At 72.5% G+C, this 17,125-nt stretch carries 14 protein-coding genes, 5 tRNA genes and 1 pseudogene; 15 read left to right on the top strand and 5 right to left on the bottom strand.

Going from position 1 to position 17,125, the window contains the following annotated elements; all coding sequences use genetic code 11:
* Both AC067J_RS38205 and AC067J_RS38200 read right to left on the bottom strand, forming a co-directional pair.
* A pseudogene (locus AC067J_RS38205) lies at positions 1-91 on the bottom strand (roadblock/LC7 domain-containing protein); the annotation flags it as partial.
* Between the two features lie 10 nt (positions 92-101).
* Entirely contained in the window at positions 102-4,022 is a 3,921-nt protein-coding gene (locus AC067J_RS38200; protein WP_478307300.1) for a sensor histidine kinase, read from the bottom strand.
* Between the two features lie 569 nt (positions 4,023-4,591).
* Here AC067J_RS38200 and AC067J_RS38195 point away from each other — a divergent pair.
* The 8 genes from AC067J_RS38195 to AC067J_RS38160 all read left to right on the top strand — a co-directional run bounded on the left by AC067J_RS38195 (position 4,592) and on the right by AC067J_RS38160 (position 8,124).
* Entirely contained in the window at positions 4,592-4,813 is a 222-nt protein-coding gene (locus AC067J_RS38195; RefSeq protein WP_478307298.1) for a hypothetical protein, read from the top strand.
* Between the two features lie 228 nt (positions 4,814-5,041).
* Entirely contained in the window at positions 5,042-5,842 is an 801-nt protein-coding gene (locus tag AC067J_RS38190; RefSeq protein ID WP_478307297.1) for a fumarylacetoacetate hydrolase family protein, read from the top strand.
* Positions 5,835-7,334 carry a glutamate--tRNA ligase gene (gltX, locus tag AC067J_RS38185; RefSeq protein WP_478307295.1) on the top strand — a complete coding sequence of 500 codons (1,500 nt, stop codon included), beginning with the start codon at positions 5,835-5,837 and terminating at the stop codon, positions 7,332-7,334. The genes AC067J_RS38190 and gltX overlap by 8 nt, the downstream gene beginning before the upstream one ends.
* A 283-nt stretch (positions 7,335-7,617) precedes the next feature.
* Positions 7,618-7,689 (top strand) — tRNA-Gln (locus tag AC067J_RS38180).
* A gap of 41 nt (positions 7,690-7,730) precedes the next feature.
* Positions 7,731-7,803 (top strand) — tRNA-Glu (locus tag AC067J_RS38175).
* Positions 7,804-7,830: 27 nt separating this feature from the next.
* A tRNA-Glu gene (locus tag AC067J_RS38170) sits at positions 7,831-7,903 on the top strand.
* 26 nt (positions 7,904-7,929) lie between these two features.
* A tRNA-Glu gene (locus tag AC067J_RS38165) sits at positions 7,930-8,005 on the top strand.
* A 44-nt stretch (positions 8,006-8,049) separates the two neighbouring features.
* Positions 8,050-8,124 (top strand) — tRNA-Gln (locus tag AC067J_RS38160).
* Between the two features lie 200 nt (positions 8,125-8,324).
* Here AC067J_RS38160 and AC067J_RS38155 read toward each other — a convergent pair.
* Positions 8,325-9,038, bottom strand: a complete 714-nt coding sequence (locus AC067J_RS38155) for an IclR family transcriptional regulator (protein ID WP_030306825.1) — start codon at positions 9,036-9,038, stop codon at positions 8,325-8,327.
* 231 nt (positions 9,039-9,269) lie between these two features.
* On the opposite strand from AC067J_RS38155, the gene leuC reads away from it, so the two are divergent.
* The 4 genes from leuC to AC067J_RS38135 all read left to right on the top strand — a co-directional run bounded on the left by leuC (position 9,270) and on the right by AC067J_RS38135 (position 12,692).
* Positions 9,270-10,709 (top strand): 3-isopropylmalate dehydratase large subunit, encoded by a 1,440-nt coding sequence (leuC, locus tag AC067J_RS38150; protein WP_478307293.1) that lies wholly within the window; start codon positions 9,270-9,272, stop codon positions 10,707-10,709.
* 5 nt (positions 10,710-10,714) lie between these two features.
* Positions 10,715-11,311: a 3-isopropylmalate dehydratase small subunit gene (gene leuD / locus AC067J_RS38145; RefSeq protein ID WP_478307291.1), complete on the top strand. Its 597-nt coding sequence runs from the start codon at positions 10,715-10,717 to the stop codon at positions 11,309-11,311.
* 264 nt (positions 11,312-11,575) lie between these two features.
* A complete protein-coding gene (locus AC067J_RS38140; protein ID WP_478307313.1) occupies positions 11,576-11,842 on the top strand; it encodes an SCO5555 family protein in 267 nt (88 codons plus the stop codon).
* Positions 11,843-11,975: 133 nt separating this feature from the next.
* Positions 11,976-12,692 (top strand): HU family DNA-binding protein, encoded by a 717-nt coding sequence (locus AC067J_RS38135; protein ID WP_478307289.1) that lies wholly within the window; start codon positions 11,976-11,978, stop codon positions 12,690-12,692.
* 113 nt (positions 12,693-12,805) lie between these two features.
* Here the strand turns inward: AC067J_RS38135 and AC067J_RS38130 are convergent, their stop codons facing one another.
* Both AC067J_RS38130 and cofC read right to left on the bottom strand, forming a co-directional pair.
* Complete coding sequence (locus AC067J_RS38130; protein WP_478307288.1) at positions 12,806-13,027, bottom strand: hypothetical protein; 222 nt, start codon at positions 13,025-13,027, stop codon at positions 12,806-12,808.
* 54 nt (positions 13,028-13,081) lie between these two features.
* Positions 13,082-13,789: a 2-phospho-L-lactate guanylyltransferase gene (cofC, locus tag AC067J_RS38125; protein WP_478307286.1), complete on the bottom strand. Its 708-nt coding sequence runs from the start codon at positions 13,787-13,789 to the stop codon at positions 13,082-13,084.
* A gap of 213 nt (positions 13,790-14,002) precedes the next feature.
* Between cofC and AC067J_RS38120 the strand changes: the two genes are divergently transcribed.
* The 3 genes from AC067J_RS38120 (at position 14,003) to AC067J_RS38110 (ending at position 17,117) form a co-directional block, all read left to right on the top strand.
* Positions 14,003-14,833, top strand: coding sequence for a lysophospholipid acyltransferase family protein (locus AC067J_RS38120; RefSeq protein WP_478307284.1), 831 nt, complete (start codon positions 14,003-14,005; stop codon positions 14,831-14,833).
* On the top strand, positions 14,830-15,831 hold the full coding sequence (locus AC067J_RS38115; RefSeq protein WP_478307282.1) for an NAD(P)H-dependent glycerol-3-phosphate dehydrogenase: 1,002 nt from the start codon (positions 14,830-14,832) through the stop codon (positions 15,829-15,831). The genes AC067J_RS38120 and AC067J_RS38115 overlap by 4 nt, the downstream gene beginning before the upstream one ends.
* Positions 15,832-15,974: 143 nt before the next feature.
* Positions 15,975-17,117, top strand: a complete 1,143-nt coding sequence (locus AC067J_RS38110; protein ID WP_478307281.1) for a D-alanine--D-alanine ligase family protein — start codon at positions 15,975-15,977, stop codon at positions 17,115-17,117.
* Positions 17,118-17,125 lie beyond the last annotated feature (8 nt).

Here is a 17,125-nt window from a genome sequence, read left to right as displayed (position 1 = left end):
CCGCGGAGACCACCACCGTGTGCGACACCCCGGGGGTGTTGTCCACGAAATTGGTGATCAGCCAGTTCAGGTTCTGTGCGGCCTGGCTCATCTGATTCAACTCAACGCTCCTGATGATCTGCGGCGTTGCCGTCGGTCCGGCCCCCGAAACTATCGAACCCGGGCTGCTGGGCACCATGGTGGGAACCGGCCTGATTGCCCTGGTTCCGGCCCTGGTTCTGGGCCGGTCCCTGGCCGGCCGCCTGCTCGGCGCCGACCCGGCGGCCCTGCTGGATGCCGCGGCGCAGGTTGGTCAGGCGGCCGCGCACCTCCTCGGGGGCGCGGGACACCTGAGGACCGGTCAGCGGGGACGACTCGGCGGTCCCGGAGACCAGGTTGGCCTGCGGGGTCCGCCGGGGCAGGCCCGACATGGTGACGCCGCTGGTCGAGGGCTCGCGGACCTGCTCGGCCCGGCGCCAGCGCTCGTCGTTGGCGGACGGGCGCCACGGGGCGTCGCCGGGGCCGCCCTGCGGGTCCTGCGGAACCTGCTGCTGGGCCTGGGCCTGGGCCTGGGCCTGCTGAGCCTGGGCCGGAGCCTGCTGGCCCTGGGCGCGCTGCTGCGGGGCCGGTCGGCCGGGCGCGGGCTCGAAGCCCGGCGCGGTGGTGCCGGGGCGGCGCGGCTGGTACGGCCGGGGCCGCGACCCCTGCTCGCCCTGGCGCGCCTCGTCGCCGTACCAGGCCTGCTCGGCCGGGGCGCCGCTGTCGGACGGACCGGTCGGCAGGGCCATCGGCTCCGGCCTGACCGGCGGCTGCTGCGGCTGGGCGGCCTGCTCCGGACGGACCGGCTCCGGACGGGCCGGGTTCGGCACGTTCGGCAGCACCGGCTCGACCAGACCGAGGCCCAGCGGGTCGCGCGGGTCGATGTCGCTGGCCTCGAACCGGGGGCGGGCGAACTGCTGGGTGCTCTCCAGCGGTGCCGGCTCGGCCGACGGGAGCGGCTGAGCGGGCTGCGGCTGCTGGATCTGCTGCGGCTGCTGCTGGCGGGGCTGGCCCTGCTGCGGCGGGAGCTGCGGCTGGCGGCCCTGCGGGGGTGCACCCGGGCCGGGACGCTGCGGACGGCCCTGGCCCTGGCCCTGGCCCTGACCCGGGCCCTGCGGACCCGGCCGGCCCGGAGCCTGCCGGCCCTGGCCCGGCTGGCCCTGACCCGGCTGACCGGGAGCCTGCTGGCCCTGGCCCGGAGCCTGCTGGCCCGGACGCTGACGCTGCGGCAGCCCGTCCTGCGGACGGTTGCCCGGGCGGGTGCCCTGCGGCGCGCCGCCGGGCCGGCCGGGCTGGTCGGCCCAGCCGTGCTGCGGCTGCTCGGCGGTCCGGGCGGCCGGGCCGCCCTCGGCCCGCGGCCGCTCCTGGCCGGGACGCCGGCCGGGGCCGCCGGGGCCGCCCTGCGGGGCACCGGGCTGCTGGCCGCGCCGGGGCAGGCCGTTGGGGCCGCCCTGCGGCGGACCCTGCCGGCCGGGGGCGCGCTGCGGCAGCCCGCCCTGCTGGCCGGCGGCGGGCTGGCCGCCCTGCTGGTTCTGCGGAGCCTGCTGGTTCTGCGGAGCCTGGGGGTTCTGGCCGCCCGCCCGGCCGGCCGGGGCCGGCGCGGTCTCGCGCAGCGACTGGCCGACCTGGCGGGTCGGCAGGCCGCCCTGGCCGCCGGGCGCACCCGGACCGCCCTGGCCGCCGGGGGCGTTCTGCCCGCCGCCGGGACCGCCCTGGCCGAGCTGCGGCCGGTTCTGCGGACCGCCGCCCGCGGGGCCCTGGCCGAGTGCGGCCGGGGCGCCGCCCGGACCGCCCGGCACCTGGCGCTGCTGGCGCGGCGTCGGGGCGACCCCGCGCTGCTGCTTGGCCTGCGCCGGGCCGGGGCGGCCGGCGCCGCGGCGGTCGGCGGAGTTGGTGACGTCCACCGGGAGCATGACGAGCGCGGTGGTGCCGCCGGAGTCGCTGGGGCGGAGCTGGATCCGGATGCCGTGTCGCAGGGACAGGCGGCCGACCACGAAGAGGCCCATGCGGCGGGAGACGGAGACGTCCACCGTCGGCGGGTTGGCGAGGCGCTCGTTGATCTCGGCGAGGTCGTCGGGGCTGAGGCCGATGCCGGTGTCGTGGATCTCGACCAGCACCCGGCCGTCCGGCAGCGCGTGGCCGGTGACCCGGACGCGGGTCTGCGGGCTGGAGAACGAGGTGGCGTTCTCCAGCAGCTCGGCGAGCAGGTGGACGAGGTCGTTGACGACGCGGCCGGCGACCTCGGCGGAGGGGACGGCGGCGAGCTCGATGCGCTCGTACTGCTCCACCTCGGAGGCGGCGGCGCGGAGCACGTCGACCAGCGGGACGGGGCGGGTCCAGCGGCGGCCCGGGTCCTCACCGGCGAGGACGAGGAGGTTTTCGCCGTTGCGGCGCATGCGGGTCGCGAGGTGGTCCAGCTTGAAGAGGTTGGCCAGCTGGTCCGGGTCGGCCTCGCGGCTCTCCAGCTCGGAGATGAGCGACAGCTGGCGCTGGATGAGGCCCTGGCTGCGGCGCGACAGGTTGGTGAACATCGCGTTGATGTTGCCGCGGAGGAGGGCCTGCTCGGCGGCGAGGCGGACGGCCTCGCTGTGCACCATGTCGAAGGCGTGGGCCACGTGGCCGATCTCGTCGGCGGAGTCGACGGCGACCGGTTCGACGGTGACGTCGACGTCGTGCGGGTCGCTCTCGGAGAGCGTCTTGACCAGCTCCGGGAGCCGCCGCTCGGCGACGTCCTCGGCCGCGGCCTGCAGTCGGGTCAGCGAGCGCACCATCGAGCGGGCGATCAGACCGGCGCCACCGAGGGCGACGAGCAGCACGAGCGCGACGGCGGCACCGATGATCAGGGCCTCGGTGTCGGCCTGGGACTGCAGTTCCTGGGCCTTGCCGTCGAGGTCCTCGATGAGCTTGGACTCGATCCGGCGCTCGGCGGCGATCTTGGCGGTGGACTGCTCGTACCAGTCCTTGAAGCTGACGGTCTCGCTCTGGTGGATACCGCTCTGCTGGAGGATCGAGCGCGCGTAGCGGTCGGCCGCGGCGACCACCGAGTTGTAGCTCAGCTGGCCGCGCAGGTTGTCCAGGTCGTGCGAGGTGTAGATGTTGTTGAAGCCGGTGAGCGCGTTGTCGTAGGACGAGCGCAGCCGGATGCCGAAGGACTCGTCGCTCAGGCTGAGGTTGGGGCCCTCGGGGTTGGCGAGCGCGGCGCTGATCAGCGCGCGCTGCTGGGAGGTGGAGTTCTTGGCCAGCGAGAACTGCTGCAGGGCGCGGGTGGAGCGGACCAGCTCGCGGTTGTTGGACGCGAGCGCGATGTCCTGGGTGATCGACAGCAGGTCGCGGATGATCACGTCGTAGGCGGTGATCGTCGCCTGGATGTTCTGGTTGTTCTGGTACGGCGTGCCGCGCGCGTCGGAGACCGAGTTCAGGTCCTTGCGGATCTGGAAGAGCAGCGCCTTGCCGCCGGAGAGCTCCAGGTTCTCGAACTTGTCCGAGGACGCGGTGAAGGTGCGGCTGAGGTCGTCGGTGACCTTGCGGGCGGCGACGATGTCGTCGTCCAGCTGTGCGTTCGGCTTGGCGGTGATCGGGCCGGCGCTGATGTCCCGCTCGTTCTGCAGCGCGTTGGCGAGGTCGGTCGCCTTCTTGGCCAGATCGGAGAGGTTGGCCATCTGGGCCAGCTGCTGCGAGGTCTCGAGCGAGGTCTGGATGCGCAGGCCACCGAGGACCAGCGCGACCATGACCGGCAGCGCGAGCAGCGCGATCAGCTTGCTGCGGATCCGCCAGTTGCGCATGGCGAGCCGGCTGACGCCCTTGGCCCGCCGGCGGGTGAGCGTGGTGCGGAGCTTGTCCCGGGTCGACTTCCGGTCCGCCCCGTCCTCCTCCGGCCGGCCGAGCACCTCGGGCGCCGGTTCGGCCGGGCCGCCGGGCGTCGCCGCCTGCTGGGGGGCTGTCGCGGGCTCACGCGACTCCGGGTCACCCGCGGCGCCGCTACCCCTTTTGAAACGTCCCTGCACTGGCGTCGCAACCTCTGGACCGGGCGTCCCACCGCGTCGCCGCGGCCTGGACGGTGTCGAGTTTCCATCCGCACCCCGGCCGGTCCGGGAGAGCGGGTCACCGGGGTGGACTGCTCCCTACCCACGGTCCGTGGCATTCCAGCACAGCCGGGGAATCCCAACAAGGGCCGCCAGGGCACGCCCGGCGGTGCTACCCACCGCGCGCGGGATCTCACTGACTGTGCGGTAAACGGACCGGAATACCGCCTTTTTCGGACACTCGTCGGATGCATGCCAAGCTGGCCCGAGATCAACAAGAGTCGCAGAGCTTCAGGTATGCCCGATATATCCGGGTATGCCGGTAAAAGCTGATGCGGCGATATGTCGGATATAGGAGAATTGCTCTTCAATTTGTGAGCAAAATCACAGGTCTATGTGTAGCTTTGGTCACGGTGACTGTGGAAAGAGATCCGTAACCTGGCTGTATCCGGAGCACGGCCCCGATCAGCCTGCCCAGAATCTCCCCGAATCACTCAGGCCGGCGCCGGTCCCCGCGGATCGCCCGGCCACGACCCTGAGGTGCTGACGCGATGTCCCAGGCGAACAAGGCCAGCCAGTCCACGCTCTCCGGCAGTTCCACGGCGAACCCGCGCCGGACGACGCTGGCCTCGGTCGAGGACTTCGGCGGGATCCCCGGCGCCCGCAAGCCCGAGGACGTCGCGACCTACGCCACCGAACTGCCGGCCTCCACCGCCAACCCGCGCCGCACCAGGCTGATGGTCGCTCCCGTGGTGAACGTCCCGCAGGACTGAACCGTTCCGCGCGCGCCGCGAAGGGCGCCGCGGCCGAACCCTCCGGGGGCGGTCGCGGCGCCCTTCGCCGTACCCGGGCGCAACGTCCCCGAACAGGGGCAAAGCGGTCGGCGGGGGCCCACGCGATAGCCTGGTCAGCGATCGAGCGGGGCCGGGCCCAACGGGCGCGGTGCCCACCAGCGCCCGGGCGCGCCCCGGGCGGCCGTCGAAGCGAGGGGTAGCCCAGCCGTGCGCATTGCCAGGTTTTCCGTCCGGGAAGGGAGCCCTGCCGCCGGCAGCGTCTCCTTCGGTGTGGTCGAGGGGGACCCGGCCCGGCCCGAGTCGCTGGTCGTCCACGCCCTGGCCGGCCACCCGTTCGGGCAGCCCCAGCCGACCGGCGAGAGCTACCGCCTCCAGGACGTCCGGCTGCTCAGCCCGATGCTGCCCAACAAGATCGTCGCGGTCGGCCGCAACTACGCCGCGCACGCCGCCGAGCTGGGCAACGACGTCCCGGACGTCCCGCTGACCTTCTTCAAGCCGTCCACCGCGGTGATCGGCCCGACCGAGTCGATCGCCTACCCGCCGTTCTCCTCGGACGTCCAGCACGAGGCCGAACTCGCCGTCGTGATCGGCCGGATGTGCCGCGAGGTCCCGCTGGACCGGGTGCCCGAGGTGATCCTCGGCTACACCTGCGCCAACGACGTCACCGCGCGCGACGTCCAGCAGCGCGAGGGGCAGTGGGCCCGGGCCAAGGGCTTCGACACCTCCTGTCCGCTCGGCCCGTGGATCGAGACCGACCTCGACCCCGCCGACCTCGCCGTCACCTGCACCGTCAACGGCGAGCTGCGGCAGACCGGCCGCACCTCGCTGATGGTCCGCTCGGTGGCCGAGCTGATCGTCCACATCTCCGAGGCCATGACGCTGCTCCCGGGCGACGTCATCCTCACCGGCACACCCGCTGGGGTGGGCCCCCTCAACGTCGGCGACGAGGTCGCCGTCTCCATCGAAGGCATCGGCACTCTCACCAACAAGGTGATCAAGCGTGGCTAACACCGACCCCACCGTCCGGGTCCGCTTCTGTCCGTCCCCGACCGGCAACCCCCACGTGGGCCTGGTCCGTACCGCCCTCTTCAACTGGGCCTTCGCCCGCCACAACGGCGGCACGATGGTCTTCCGGATCGAGGACACCGACTCGGCCCGCGACTCCGAGGAGTCGTACGAGCAGCTGCTCGACGCCATGAAGTGGCTGGGCTTCGACTGGGACGAGGGCCCGGAGATCGGCGGCCCGCACGCGCCGTACCGCCAGTCGCAGCGGATGGACATCTACGCCGACGTCGCCCGCCGCCTGCACGAGGCCGGCCACGCGTACCACTGCTACTGCTCCACCGAGGAGCTGGACGCCCGCCGCGAGGCCGCCCGCGCGGCCGGCAAGCCGTCGGGCTACGACGGCCACTGCCGCGACCTGACGGACGACCAGGTCGCCGTCTACAAGCTGGAGAAGCGCGAGCCGATCCTGCGGTTCCGGATGCCCGACAGCACCATCGCCTTCGACGACCTGGTGCGCGGCACGCTGAGCTTCGAGCCGGAGAACGTGCCCGACTACGGCATCGTCCGGGCCAACGGCGCACCGCTCTACACCCTGGTCAACCCGGTGGACGACGCCCTGATGGGCATCACCCACGTGCTCCGCGGCGAGGACCTGCTCTCCTCCACCCCGCGCCAGATCGCGCTCTACGCGGCGCTCGCGGACATCGGCGTCGGCAACGGCGCCACCCCGCGGTTCGGCCACCTGCCGTACGTGATGGGTGAGGGCAACAAGAAGCTCTCCAAGCGCGACCCGCAGGCCTCGCTCAACCTCTACCGCGAGCGCGGCTTCATCCCCGAGGGCCTGCTCAACTACCTGTCGCTGCTCGGCTGGTCGCTCTCCGCGGACGACGACATCTTCTCGGTGGAGCAGCTGGTCGAGGCGTTCGACATCGCCGACGTCAACGCCAACCCGGCCCGCTTCGACCTCAAGAAGTGCGAGCACATCAACGCCGAGCACGTGCGCAAGCTCGCGCCGGAGGACTTCGTCCGCCGCCTGGTGCCGTACCTGCAGGCCCCGGGCCTGCTGCCGGCCGAGCCCACCGCCGAGCAGCTGGAGCTGCTGGCGAAGGTGGCGCCGCTCACCCAGGAGCGGATGGTCGTGCTCAGCGAGATCGTCAACATGGCCGGCTTCCTGTTCGTCGGCCCGGACGACTTCGCCCTCGACCCGGACGACGCGGCGAAGGTGCTGACCGCCGACGCCCGCCCGGTGCTGGAGGCCAGCGTCAAGGCGCTGGAGGCGCTGGAGGACTTCGCTCCCGAGCCGATCCAGGCCGCGCTGCGCGAGGTCCTGGTGGACGGCCTGGGTATCAAGCCCAAGTTCGCCTTCACCCCGCTGCGGGTGGCGGTCACCGGCCGGCGGGTCTCGCCGCCGCTCTTCGAGTCGATGGAGCTGCTCGGTCGGCCCGAGACGCTGCGCCGCCTGAACGCGGCCCTGGCGGCCGCCCCGGCCGCCTGATCGGTCCGCCAGGTCAGGACTCCGCCCAGGGCCCCGTGCAGGGGCCCGGGCGGGGCCCTGACCAGCCCGCGGGCCCGGCCCCGTGCCGGGCCCGCGGCGCCCCCGGACGTCACCGGACGTCCTCCCGGCCGCTGCCTGGGGTTATCGATTTTGGAGCCAGGCCAGACGTCGGGTAATGTTCTTTCTGCGCCGCCCGGGAGGGAACGGACGAGGGAGTGAAACCCCGTCGGAACCGAGCGAGGGGCGCAACGCCCGAGAAGGCCCCGCGAGGGTCCAACTCTGGTGGGGTATGGTGTAATTGGCAGCACGAGTGATTCTGGTTCATTTAGTCTAGGTTCGAGTCCTGGTACCCCAGCGCAGTACGCACCACCGCAGTACCGCACAAAAAAAGATCAAGCCCCCGTTGTGTAGCGGCCTAGCACGCTGCCCTCTCACGGCAGTAGCGCCGGTTCGAATCCGGTCGGGGGTACTGGTCCCGCAAGGGATCACCTGGAAAGCCCCCGTTGTGTAGCGGCCTAGCACGCTGCCCTCTCACGGCAGTAGCGCCGGTTCGAATCCGGTCGGGGGTACTGGTCCCGCAAGGGATCGCCAGGAAGCCCCCGTTGTGTAGCGGCCTAGCACGCTGCCCTCTCACGGCAGTAGCGCCGGTTCGAATCCGGTCGGGGGTACCAGAGCAGGAGGGCCGATGGGCTTACCCATCGGCTGATTGCTTTGTTGGGGTATGGTGTAATTGGCAGCACGAGTGATTCTGGTTCATTTAGTCTAGGTTCGAGTCCTGGTACCCCAGCCAGAAAGTACGGCCCCGGTTCCCGCCGGGGCTTTTCGCATTTCCGGCGGCCGTGCGGAAATGCCTGCCGGCCGTGCGGGAATTGCCGCGCCGAGAACCCCGAAGGGCCCGCTCACCTGGTGAGCGGGCCCTTCCGGATTCGTGGGGGATTCTGCTGCGGTGGGGGCGGGTGTGGGGGTGGGTGGGGGATTCGGCGGGGGAGCTCAGCTGCGGCGCAGGGCCTCGGTGAGACGGTTGGCCGCCTCGATGATGGCCTGGGCGTGCAGCCGGCCCGGGTGGCGGGTCAGCCGCTCGATCGGGCCGGAGACCGAGACGGCGGCCACCACGCGGTTGGAGGGGCCGCGGACCGGTGCGGAGACCGAGGCCACGCCCGGCTCCCGCTCGCCGATCGACTGGGCCCAGCCGCGGCGGCGCACGCCGCTCAGCGCGGTGGCGGTGAAGCGGGCGCCCTGGAGGCCGCGGTGGAGCCGCTCGGGCTCCTCCCAGGCCAGCAGGACCTGGGCGGCCGAGCCGGCCTTCATCGGCAGGGTGCTGCCGACCGGGACGGTGTCCCGCAGGCCGGAGAGCCGCTCGGCGGCGGCGACGCAGATCCGCATCTCGCCCTGCCGGCGGTAGAGCTGTGCGCTCTCGCCGGTGACGTCGCGCAGGTGGGTCAGGACCGGGCCCGCGGTGGCGAGCAGCCGGTCCTCGCCCGCCGCGGCGGAGAGTTCGGACAGCCGGGGGCCGAGGATGAAGCGGCCCTGCATGTCCCTGGTGACCAGGCGGTGGTGTTCGAGTGCGACGGCGAGTCTGTGGGCCGTGGGGCGCGCCAGACCGGTGGCGGCGACCAGCCCCGCCAACGTGGCGGGGCCCGACTCCAGTGCGCTGAGCACCAGAGCGGCCTTGTCGAGAACGCCGACGCCGCTAGAGTTGTCCATGACCTAAGACTGCAGTCTCATTCCGCGAGACGCAAGTTCAATCTTCCGCGAAAAGCGCCACTCTGGATGCAGCAGCCCGGGAGACATCCAGGATGCGACCCCAACAGGGTGTCCGCATCGTGGACACCGATCCGGTGTGCAGGTCGCGCGGCGTGAGCCTCACAGGGCGGCGACAGCTTCGACCTCGACGACACGAGAAGGCCGGCAACGCGGCCGGCTGGAGGGAACCCGATGGGACGGACACTCGCAGAGAAGGTCTGGGACGACCACGTCGTCCGGCGCGCGGAGGGCGAGCCCGACCTGCTCTTCATCGACCTGCACCTGCTGCACGAGGTGACCAGCCCGCAGGCCTTCGACGGCCTCCGGCTGGCCGGACGCACGGTCCGTCGCACCGACCTCACGATCGCGACCGAGGACCACAACACCCCGACCCTCGACATCGACAAGCCGATCGCGGACCCGGTCTCCCGGGTCCAGCTGGAGACGCTGCGCCGCAACGCCGCCGAGTTCGGCGTCCGGATCCACTCGCTCGGCGACGTCGAGCAGGGCGTCGTCCACGTCGTCGGCCCCCAGCTGGGCCTGACCCAGCCCGGCACGACCGTGGTCTGTGGCGATTCCCACACCTCCACCCACGGCGCCTTCGGCGCGCTGGCGTTCGGCATCGGCACCAGCCAGGTCGAGCACGTGCTGGCCACCCAGACCCTGCCGCTGGCCCCGTTCCGGACCATGGCCATCACCGTCGAGGGCGAACTGCCCGAGGGGGTGACCGCCAAGGACCTGATCCTGGCGATCATCACGAAGATCGGCACCGGCGGCGGCCAGGGCTATGTCCTGGAGTACCGCGGCTCGGCGATCCGCAGCCTCTCCATGGAGGCCCGGATGACCATCTGCAACATGTCCATCGAGGCTGGCGCCCGGGCCGGCATGATCGCCCCGGACCAGACCACCTTCGACTACCTCGAAGGACGCCCGCACGCCCCGGAGGGCGAGGACTGGGACGCGGCCGTCGCCTACTGGAAGACCCTGGTCACCGACGAGGACGCGGTCTTCGACCACGAGATCTTCATCGACGCCGCCGAGCTGACCCCCTTCGTCACCTGGGGCACCAACCCCGGCCAGGGCGCCCCGCTCGGCGCGAACGTCCCGCACCCGGAGTCCTTCGCCGACCCGCAGGAGCGGACCGCCGCCGAGAACGCCCTCGCCTACATGGGCCTGGAGGCCGGCACCCCGCTGCGCGAGGTCGCGGTCGACGCGGTCTTCGTCGGCTCCTGCACCAACGGCCGGATCGAGGACCTGCGGGCCGCGGCCGCGATCCTGGAGGGCCGGCGGGTCGCCGAGGGCGTGCGCATGCTGGTCGTCCCCGGCTCCGTGCGGGTCGCCCTGCAGGCCGTCGAAGAGGGCCTGGACAAGGTGTTCACCGCCGCCGGCGCCGAGTGGCGCCACGCGGGCTGCTCGATGTGCCTGGGCATGAACCCCGACCAGCTGGCCCCCGGCGAGCGCTGCGCCTCCACCTCGAACCGCAACTTCGAGGGCCGTCAGGGCAAGGGCGGCCGCACCCACCTGGTCTCCCCGCAGGTCGCCGCCGCGACCGCCGTCCTGGGCCGGCTGGCGGCCCCCGCCGATCTGAACGCCGCCGACCTGGCGGACCCCAACGCCGCTGTGGAGGTCTGAGCAGCATGGAGAAGTTCACCACCCACACCGGCCGGGCCGTCCCGCTGCGCCGCAGCAACGTCGACACCGACCAGATCATCCCCGCCCACTGGCTCAAGAAGGTCACCCGTTCCGGTTTCGAGGACGGTCTGTTCGAGGCCTGGCGCAAGGACGAGTCGTTCGTCCTGAACCGGCCCGAGCGCCGGGGCGCCACCGTCCTGGTGGCCGGCCCCGAGTTCGGCACCGGCTCCTCCCGCGAGCACGCCGTCTGGGCCCTGCAGAACTACGGGTTCCACGCGGTCGTCTCGTCCCGCTTCGCCGACATCTTCCGCGGCAACTCGCTGAAGAACGGCCTGCTCACCGTGGTGCTGCCGCAGGAGACCGTGGAGCGGCTCTGGGAGCTCACCGAGGCCGACCCGGACGCCGAGATCACCGTGGACCTGGAGGCCCGCGAGGTGCGGGCCGAGGGCATCACCGCCTCCTTCGAACTGGACGACAACGTTCGGTGGCGGCTGCTGAACGGGTTGGACGACATCAGCATCACCCTGCAGAACGAGCCCGACATCGCGGCCTTCGAGGCGACCCGCCCGGCCTTCAAGCCGCGCACTCTGCCGGTGGCCTGAGATCCCGTTCTGAACAAGCATTCTGACGATCCGCCGGATGGCCCGCTCCCCCCTCGGGGGGGCGGGCCATCCGCCGTTCCGGAGCGGGAGTTGTCCGGCCCCGCCGCCCCCCGATTGCCCTTTCGGTATTGCCGCAGAGGGCCCCGCGCATGCACAACTCCGGGTAGATGGCACAATCAGTGCATGCACCGGCACCATGAACCTCCGTACGCGGGCGGCGAACCCGCGTCACCGGAGTCCACGGGCCGGGGATCCGAACGCCGAATTGACGATCGGCCGGACGTCGCCACCTCACCTGCTGAGGGGCCGGACGACCCGGAAGCCGCAGCGCTCTTCGCGCTTGTGGCCGAGCGGTTGAAGCAAGCTCACGACCGCGTGCATGCGCTGAACGTGTCTGCCGATGCAAAGACCGCTCTCACCCGTCAACTGCTGATCGTCACGGAGACCGCCAAGCGCGATCTTCCCGGGGCGGCGCGGCGGTTGAGTCGCTTTGTGCAGGACCTCGACGAGGGGCGCCCGCCCGTCGACTGAGGTCGCCGACGCGCAAATCCATTGCGACACTAGGGTGATTCGCGCGTTTGGTAATTGAAAGTCCGCAGATACATACCTAACGTGCGAAATGAACGGATGGAATCATCCGGCGCCCGTTTCCGAAGGGGAAGACGTGAACAAGGCTCAGCTTGTCGAAGCGGTGGCCGAGCAGCTGGGCGGTCGCAAGGCTGCCGCAGAGGCCGTCGACGCAGTGCTCGACACCATGGTCCGCGCCGTCGTGGCCGGTGACCGGGTGTCGGTCACCGGTTTTGGCACCTTTGAGAAGGTGGAGCGCTCCGCGCGCTTCGCCCGCAACCCGCAGACCGGCGAGAAGGTCAAGGTCAAGAAGACCTCGGTGCCCCGCTTCCGTCCCGGTCAGGGCTTCAAGGACCTGGTCAGCGGCAGCAAGAAGCTGCCGAAGGAAGGCCCCTCGGTGAAGAAGGCGCCCAAGGGCTCCCTCACCCCGGGCAAGAGCGGTGTCGCCGCGACCCCGGCCGCCAAGCGCGCCGCCACCAAGCGCGCCGCCACGGCCGCCGCTGCCGCCGCTCCGGCGAAGAAGGCCGCCGCCAAGAAGACGGCCACCACCGCCGCCGCGAAGAAGACCACGGCGACCGCCGCCAAGAAGGCGACCGCCACCAAGAAGGCCACCACCACCGCCGCCGCGAAGAAGACCACCGCGACCGCGACCAAGAAGACGGCGGCCGCCGCCAAGAAGACGGCCACCACCGCCGCCGCGAAGAAGACCACGGCGACCGCCGCCAAGAAGACGACCGCGACCGCCAAGAAGACGGCTCCGGCGAAGAAGACCGCCACCCGTAAGACCACCGCGCGCAAGACCACCGCGAAGTAGTCCTCGGGACGGCCTTCGAGAGCCGTGGCGCAGCATCCCGTCCGGGTTCCCGGGCGGGGCCGGCGCCACGGCTCTCCGGTTTTCCGGCGTCCGGTGGCGCGCTGCGGGCGCGGTCAGCCCTCGGCCGGGTCCGGGAAGGTCTGCAGCGTCACGAAGACCACCCGGCGGGCCGTGCCGGCGCCCTCGGTGCGGATCCGCACCCGCTGGCCGGGGCGGAGCAGCCGCAGGCCGCCGGCGTCGAAGGCGGCCGCGTCGAACGGCACCGGGGTCCCGTCGTCGAGCAGCACGGAGCCGGCCCGGGTGGCGGGGTCGAAGGTGAACGCGGTGGCCTGCATGGCAGCAGCATAGCGAGCACCGCCGACAGTCCCGGGCGGCGTCCGCGACGCGGCTCAGTGCCGCCCGGGCGGCCGGTCCGGCAGGTACCCGAGCCGGACCGCCAGGGCCCGGGTGTGCGGGCCCACGCCGAGGGCCAGCGCCTCGGTGAGGTCCTCGCCGGTGTCGACGTCCCGACGGACCGAGTCCACGCCCGACAACCGCAGTTCGCGGGCGCCGCCGGCGGTGTGCCGGGCCCGCGAGCCGTCCCCGAAGGCGGGGGCGAGCGGGCTGCCCGGGGTGCAGGCGAGCAGGGTGGTGCCCAGGCCCGGGGCGTCGGGAAGGAAGGCGCGGCCGGTGGCCGGGACGGCGGCCAGCACCCGGCCCAGCTCGGCCGGGCGCAGGGCCGGCAGGTCCGCCGAGAGCGCGGCCAGCGGGGCGCGCGGGGCGAGCGCCAGCGCGGCCGCCGCGCCGTGCGCCAGTGCCTCGTTGAGTCCGCCCCCCGGTTCGTCGTCGACCACCCGGGCGCCGAGCGCGGCGAGCAGCTCGCCGGCCGCCGCGTCCCGGGTCACCACCAGGACCCGGCTGACCTCGGGGGCGGCCAGCGCGGCGGTGACGGTGTCCAGGGCGAAGGAGAGCGCCAGGTCCGGGCGGTGCGGGCCGGCGAACGGCGCCAGCCGGGACTTGGCCCGGGCGAGCGGCTTGAGCGGCAGCACCAGCGACCAGCCGGCGGTGGGTGCGGCGGGCGCGACGGGCCCGGTGGGGCGTACGGTGTCCTGGGTCATCGGCGTCATTGTGACGCCGGTCCCGGAACCCTCGCCAGGCCGTCCGAACTGTGCGGACGTGCGTTTGATCACGCCCGCCCGACGTGCTGGCGGGTTGCTCGACAGCCGGTGAGCGGTCGGGCGAGACTGTTCCGCGCCCGGGCCCCGAACCGGGGTCGCGGCAACGTGACTGACGCGGCACCCCACGTGCCGCACGGATGAGGAGGACCTGGGGTGGCCCGCCGCTCGTACGCCAGCTTCGGCAACGCCGACTACGGCATCTGGTACCGCTTCGCGGCCGTGCTGGTGAAGCCGGTGACGACCGCCCTGGTCAAGCCCGACTGGCGGGGCTGGGAGCACCTCCCGAAGGAGGGCGGCTTCATCGCCGCGGTCAACCACAACTCGGTCATCGACCCGGTGGTCTACGCGCACTGGCAGTACAACAGCGGACGGCCGCCGCGGATCCTCGGCAAGTCGTCGCTGTTCTCCGTGCCGTTCATCGGGTTCATGCTCCGCAAGACCGGCCAGATCCCGGTCTTCCGCGAGTCGACCGACGCCGCGCAGGCGTTCCGGGCCGCGATCGACGCGGTCAACAGCGGCCAGTGCGTGCAGTTCTACCCGGAGGGCACGCTCACCCGGGACCCGGACCTCTGGCCGATGACCGGCAAGAGCGGGGTGGCCCGGGTCGCGCTGATGACCGGCGCGCCGGTCATCCCGGTGGCGCACTGGGGCGCGCACGAGATCATCCCGCCGTACGGCAAGGGCGGCTCCGGGAAGGGCAAGTTCAACCTCTTCCCGCGCCACCGGGTGACGGTGGCGGCCGGGCCGGCCGTCGACCTGAGCAAGTACCAGGGCCAGGAGCTGACCGCGCAGGTGCTCAGGGACGCCACCGAGGACATCATGACGGCGATCACCGCCGTGCTGGCCGAGATCCGCGGCACCGAGCCGCCCGCCGAGCGGTACGACATGCGGGAGGCGGCGCGGAACCGGGCCACCGCGGCGGCGGCCCGCCGGCAGAAGGCGGCCGGCCGGGCCGGCGACGAGGCCGAGGAGGCCGGCAAGTGACCCGATGCGCCGTGTTCGGAACGGGCTCCTGGGGAACCGCGTTCGCGATGATCCTCGCGGACGCCGGGTGCGAGGTGACCCTCTGGGGCCGCCGGCAGGAGTTGGCGGACGCCGTCAACGCCACCCACGTCAACCCGGACTACCTCCCCGGGATCCGGCTGCCCGCCTCGGTCCGGGCCACCACCGACGCCGCCGAGGCGCTGGCCGGCGCCGACTTCGCGGTGCTCGTGGTGCCCTCCCAGACGCTCCGCGAGAACCTCGCGGCCTGGGCGCCGCTGCTGGAGCCGCAGACCGTCCTGGTCAGCCTGATGAAGGGCATCGAGCTCGGCACCGCCAAGCGGATGAGCGAGGTCATCGGAGAGGTCGCCGGGGTCGGCCCGGAGCGGATCGCCGTGGTCAGCGGCCCCAACCTGGCCCGGGAGATCGCCAACCGGCAGCCCGCCGCGAGCGTCGTCGCCTGCACCGACGAGGCGGTCGCCAAGCGGCTCCAGGCGGCCTGCCACACGCCGTACTTCCGGCCGTACACCAACACCGACGTGATCGGCTGCGAGCTCGGCGGCGCGGTGAAGAACGTCATCGGCCTGGCGGTCGGCATGGCCAACGGCATGGGGCTCGGGGACAACACCAAGGCGACGCTGATCACCCGGGGGCTGGCCGAGACCACCCGGCTGGGGCTGGCGCTCGGCGCGGACGCGCACACCTTCGCCGGGCTCGCCGGGATGGGCGACCTGGTGGCGACCTGCTCCTCGCCGCTCTCCCGCAACAACACCTTCGGCACCAACCTGGGCCGGGGCATGTCGCTCGCGGAGACCATCGCGGCCACCCGGCAGACCGCGGAGGGCGTGAAGTCCTGCGAGTCGGTGCTCGACCTGGCCCGGCGCAGCGGCGTCGACATGCCGATCGTGGAGGCGGTGGTGGACGTGGTGCACAACGGCCGGCCCACCCAGGAGGCGCTGCAGGCGCTGATGTCCCGCTCGGCCAAGCCGGAGCGGCGGTGAACGGCCCCCGGGGCTGAGCCGGCTCCTCCGGTCGGACGGCGTCCCGGTCGGGCGGACGCCCGGGCGAACGGCTGCCCGGGTCGGACGGACGCCCGGGTGGCTGACCCGCCCGAAACGGGGCACACGGTACTCTCGGTCGCGATATGAGCATCGAACAGACCTCCCAGAACCCGTCCGGGAAGCCGCGTGTCGCCATCGTCTTCGGCGGACGCAGCTCCGAGCACGCCATCTCGGTCTCCACCGCGGGCAGCGTGCTGAGGGCGATCGACCGCGACAAGTACGAGGTGCTGCCGATCGGCATCACCCACGAGGGCCGCTGGGCGCTGGTCAGCGACGAGCCGGCCCGGATGGCCATCACCGACGGCCGCCTGCCGGACGTCGCCCACGTCGCCGAGTCCGTCGAGGGCCAGGTCGCGCTGCCGCTCGGCCCGGGCAGCCGTGACGTGGTCTGGAGCGAGCCCGGTGCCGCCCCGAAGGCGCTCGGCGAGGTGGACGTGGTCTTCCCGCTGCTGCACGGCCCCTGGGGCGAGGACGGCACCCTGCAGGGCCTGCTGGAGCTCTCCGGCGTGCCGTACGTCGGCAACGGCGTGCTCTCCAGCGCGGTCGGCATGGACAAGGAGTTCACCAAGCGCCTGCTGGCCTCGCACGGTCTGGGCGTCGGTCGGTACACCGTGGTCAGGCCGCGCGAGTGGGAGACCGAGGAGGGCCGCGCCGCGGTCCGCGAGCGCGCCGCCGAGCTGGGCCTGCCGCTGTTCGTGAAGCCCTGCCGGGCCGGTTCCAGCATGGGCATCACCAAGGTCAAGGACCTCTCCGAGCTCGACCGCGCGATCGAGGAGGCCCGCCGGCACGACCCCAAGCTGATCATCGAGGCGGGCGTCTCCGGCCGCGAGGTCGAGTGCGCGGTGCTGGAGTTCGAGGACGGCCCGCGGGCCAGCGTCCCGGCCGAGGTCCTGGTCGGCGGCGACTACGAGTTCTACGACTTCGAGGCCAAGTACATCGACTCCTCCGAGGTGCGGATCCCGGCCGAGCTCTCGGCCGGGGAGACCGCCGAGATCCGCCGCCAGGCGGTCGCCGCGTTCGAGGCGCTCGGCTGCGAGGGCCTGGCCCGGGTGGACTTCTTCCTGCTGGACGACGGCAGCTGGATGGTCAACGAGATCAACACGATGCCCGGCTTCACCCCGATCTCGGCCTACCCCAAGATGTGGGAGGCCAGCGGGCTGTCCTACCCGGAGCTGATCGACCGGCTGCTGCAGGCGGCGCTGCGCCGCTCGACCGGCCTGCGGTAATCCCGCGG

It is taken from the genome of Kitasatospora sp. NPDC042419, from assembly GCF_056437345.1.
This window is presented reverse-complemented; position numbering and strand designations above follow the sequence as displayed.